Origin of the sequence: Kitasatospora sp. NPDC091257, assembly GCF_044757675.1 — a bacterium.
In the GTDB taxonomy this organism is placed as follows: Bacteria; Actinomycetota; Actinomycetes; order Streptomycetales; family Streptomycetaceae; genus Kitasatospora; species Kitasatospora lactacystinica.
This window is the reverse complement of record NZ_JBIVVI010000928.1, coordinates 1-3,724: the sequence shown is the minus strand read 5'-3', so window position 1 is coordinate 3,724 and position 3,724 is coordinate 1. Positions and strand designations below refer to the sequence as shown.

Here is a 3,724-nt window from a genome sequence, read left to right as displayed (position 1 = left end):
CAACCATCCGACCCCACACCCCCGACGCCGTCAGCTCGTTCGACGATGACGACTACCCCGCCTACACCATGGGCCGCGCCGCCGAGATGACCGGACAGAACAACAAGAAGAGGTGCAGTGACCACGGCAACCATCCGACCCCACACCCCCGACGCCGTCAGCTCGTTCGACGATGACGACTACCCCGCCTACACCATGGGCCGCGCCGCCGAGATGACCGGCACCACCCCCGGCTTCCTGCGCTCGCTCGGCGAGCAGGGCCTCATCACCCCCCTGCGCTCCGACGGCGGCCACCGCCGCTACTCCCGCTACCAGCTTCGGATCGCGATGCGCGCCCGCGACCTCGTCGACCAGGGCACCGCCATCGACGCCGCCTGCCGCATCATCATCCTCGAAGACCAACTCGAGGAAGCCCTGCGCATCAACGAGCAGCTCCGCCACTCCCAACACGGCCAGGAACCCGCCGCCGACACCTGACCCAGCCATCCAGGCCGACGAAACCGGCCCGCGGTGAGCAGCAGGTGCCCACCGCAGGCCGCCCGGGACACGAGCCCCTCGGTTCCGGTTCGCCGGCCGACCGTTCTCCACCGGCCCGGCCGCCCGACACCCTGCCTCACGGCGCGGACCACGCAGACCGCTTCCGCGCGGGGGGATTCCAGGTTCGCGTGAGGCCGCACCGGCCCGGCGCATCCGCCGGTAGGGGCGAAGCGCGCTGCGGGCGGATACCGCGATGGCCGGCGCGTCGGCGCCGACGCGCCGGGCCTAGAAACGGAGCAGGCCGATGGCGTGGCCGTCGTGGTCCACCACCGGCCACACGGCCAGGCCGCGGGAACGCATGGCGGCGGCCGCGGTGGCGGCGGGCATGTCGGCGGTGGCGAACGGGGCCCGGTCGAGGACTATGTCGCGCACCGGGGTGCGCTCGGTGGACCGGGAGCGGGTCTGGAACGGCGCCAGGTGCAGGCGGGTCAGCAACCCCGCGCAGCGGCCGTCGTCGTCGCGGACCAGGAGGTGGTCGGCACCGGAGCTCTGCAGGATGTCCATCGCCATGTCGACCATGACGTCGTCGCTGATCTGCAGCTCCGGGCATTTCATGAGGTCGCCGACCGTGGCGGTGGTCGCGGGGCATTCGAGGGTGATGGTCATGGGCAGACTCCTTCGCGTCTCCACCGCCGGGACCGGCGGTAGTCAGGGCACTGGCGGTGGAACGGCCGGCGGGTGCGCCGGAGCGGGCCGAGACTGCTCTCCGCTTGGTGAGTGGTGGGGGCCCGGACTGCGGCGGCAGTCCGGGCCCCCACGTACGCGCTAGGCGGAGAGGGCGACGCGGCGGGGTGCCCGGCGGCGGCCGGAGGAGCCCTGGTTGTCGCGGCCCGTGGCGGTTGCGCGGGCGTCGGCTCCCGCGTAGGCGGGGCGGCTGCGGCGGCCGCGGCTCGTGGACGCGCTGCGGCGGGGGCGTTCGACGACGGGGGCGGCGATCACCGTGGGGATACCGGTGGGCACGCGGGCGCCGGTGATGCGGGCCAGTTCCTCGTCGCCGGCGCTGACCCGGGTGGTGACGGGGGTGATGGCGGCCGTGGTCATCATGCGGGCCATCTCGCGGCGCTGGTTGGGCAGCACCAGCGTGACGACGGTGCCGGACTCCCCCGCGCGGGCGGTGCGCCCGCCGCGGTGCAGGTAGTCCTTGTGGTCGCTGGGCGGGTCCAGGTTGACGACCAGGTCGAGCCCGTCGACGTGGATGCCGCGCGCGGCGACGTTGGTCGCGATCAGCGCGGTGACCTGGCCGTTGCGGAACTGCTCCAGGGTGCGGGTGCGCTGGGGCTGGGACTTGCCGCCGTGCAGGGCCGCGGCCTTGACCCCGTTCGCGAGGAGGTCCTCCACCAGGCGGTCCGCGCCGTGCTTGGTGTCGATGAACATGATCACCCCGCCGTCACGGGAGGCGATGTGGGCGATCGTGGCGTTCTTGTCGAAGTTCTGCACGTGCAGCACGTGGTGCTCCATGGTGCTGACCGCACCCGCCGACGGGTCAACCGAGTGCGTGACCGGATCCTTCAGGAAGCGCCGCACCAGGCGGTCGACGTTGCGGTCCAGGGTCGCGGAGAACAGCATCGTCTGGCAGCCCTCGGCGACCTGGGCGAGGAGTTCGGTGACCTGCGGCAGGAAGCCCAGGTCGGCCATCTGGTCGGCCTCGTCGAGCACCGTGATGCCGACCCCGTCCAGCTGGCAGTCGCCCCGCTGGATCAGGTCCTTGAGCCGGCCGGGGGTGGCCACCACGACCTCCGCACCCCGGTTCAGCGCCTGCGTCTGGCGGCCGATCGACATTCCGCCCACCACCGTCGCCATCCGCAGCCGAACCGCGTGGGCGAACGGGGTGAGGGCATCGGTGACCTGCTGCGCGAGCTCACGGGTGGGAACCAGCACCAGGGCCAGCGGCCGGCGCGGCTCGGCCTTCTGCCCGGCGGTCCTGGCCAGCACGGCGAGACCGAACGCGATGGTCTTGCCGGAGCCGGTACGGCCACGTCCGAGGACGTCACGGCCGGCCAGCGAGTTCGGCAGCGTCGCGGCCTGGATCGGGAACGGCGCCGTGACACCCTGCCGGGTCAGCACCGACAGCAGGGCCTTGGGCATGTCCAGTTCGGCGAACGCCTCGACGGCCGGGAGTGCCGGGGTGGTGCTCACCGGCATCGCGAACTCGCCCTGAGCGGAGGAGCCCTGACGGGAGCTCCGGCCCCCGGAGGGCCGGTCACCGTAGAAGGTGCTGCCGCCGGAGCGGGAGGAGGCCGAGGAGCGGGAGGAGGCGTTCTGGTACGAGGAGCGACTGGAGCGGTTCATGCGAAACCTTCCTGGGACGGCACGTCGCAAGGAGGCTCCGCAGCGCGAGGCGCCGGCAGGAAGCCGCAAGGAACGGGCCGAAGCGTGAAGAGCGGGGCGTGGACGGTGAAACCGTGCGGCACGTCACCTCAGGTCGACGCTCACCGCGGAGGGCGGGAGCGAAGATCCTCGAACCGTGGGATGTCACGGCAGGGCGCCGATCCGGACGCGGCGCCGGGCGTCTCGCGTGGGGATGGCCGCCGGTGGCGGAGCCAGGGGGCCTGAACGGCCGGGGAATGCGTGGTGGAGCAATGCCGAGGGGCCCGCACCGGGCATCATGTACGCGGTGCGGGCCCCTCGCTACCAGGCGGGTGCCGTGGCAGAAACTACAGCGGACGAATGTTCTCGGCCTGCGGGCCCTTCTGGCCCTGCGTGACGTCGAACTCGACCTTCTGGCCCTCGAGCAGCTCGCGGAAGCCGTTGGCGTTGATGTTCGAGTAGTGGGCGAACACGTCAGGACCGCCACCCTCCTGCTCGATGAAGCCGAAGCCCTTTTCCGCGTTGAACCACTTCACAGTGCCATTAGCCATAAAGAAATCTCCTTCAAGGGGCTGTCCGAAGCACGCACAGCGCGCGCTTCGAGTCGCCGCGATGAGCACCCACCCGGGGAAGAGCCGGGAAACAAAAAGGCGCCTGCGATACATCAGCAGGCGCACACAAAGTTCATGGGAACCACTACTGCAACTACAACGACTCTAGCAGGCCCCAGCCCGCCACGGGCGGATATTGCACCCCCGGTTCCGCGAGGCCCCTCCCCGGGGCCGCCGATCGCGAGGCACCGGGACCATCAACACACATGGAGAGCAGCCTCGTTGAGCATGCCTCCCGCCCTGTCGGCGCCGCCGACGCCAGGGAGGGG

General features: G+C 71.5%; 4 protein-coding genes. 1 reads left to right on the top strand and 3 read right to left on the bottom strand.

What is annotated here, in order from left to right:
* The first annotated feature begins 195 nt into the window (after positions 1 to 195).
* Positions 196 to 477 carry a MerR family transcriptional regulator gene (locus ACIQOV_RS32205; RefSeq protein WP_401054235.1) on the top strand — a complete coding sequence of 94 codons (282 nt, stop codon included), beginning with the start codon at positions 196 to 198 and terminating at the stop codon, positions 475 to 477.
* A gap of 285 nt (positions 478 to 762) precedes the next feature.
* Here ACIQOV_RS32205 and ACIQOV_RS32200 read toward each other — a convergent pair whose 3' ends face one another.
* From ACIQOV_RS32200 to ACIQOV_RS32190, 3 genes are all read right to left on the bottom strand, one after another.
* Positions 763 to 1,143: a CBS domain-containing protein gene (locus ACIQOV_RS32200; RefSeq protein ID WP_401054233.1), complete on the bottom strand. Its 381-nt coding sequence runs from the start codon at positions 1,141 to 1,143 to the stop codon at positions 763 to 765.
* Positions 1,144 to 1,302: 159 nt separating this feature from the next.
* Positions 1,303 to 2,826: a DEAD/DEAH box helicase gene (locus ACIQOV_RS32195; protein ID WP_401054231.1), complete on the bottom strand. Its 1,524-nt coding sequence runs from the start codon at positions 2,824 to 2,826 to the stop codon at positions 1,303 to 1,305.
* A 365-nt stretch (positions 2,827 to 3,191) separates the two neighbouring features.
* Positions 3,192 to 3,395: a cold-shock protein gene (locus ACIQOV_RS32190; protein ID WP_030918248.1), complete on the bottom strand. Its 204-nt coding sequence runs from the start codon at positions 3,393 to 3,395 to the stop codon at positions 3,192 to 3,194.
* Positions 3,396 to 3,724 lie beyond the last annotated feature (329 nt).

Coding starts and splice junctions, on each gene's coding strand:
- ACIQOV_RS32205 (WP_401054235.1), top strand. CDS start 196: ATGGGCCGCGCCGCCGAGATGACCGGCACCACCCCCGGCTTCCTGCGC.
- ACIQOV_RS32190 (WP_030918248.1), bottom strand. CDS start 3,395: ATGGCTAATGGCACTGTGAAGTGGTTCAACGCGGAAAAGGGCTTCGGC.
- ACIQOV_RS32200 (WP_401054233.1), bottom strand. CDS start 1,143: ATGACCATCACCCTCGAATGCCCCGCGACCACCGCCACGGTCGGCGAC.
- ACIQOV_RS32195 (WP_401054231.1), bottom strand. CDS start 2,826: ATGAACCGCTCCAGTCGCTCCTCGTACCAGAACGCCTCCTCCCGCTCC.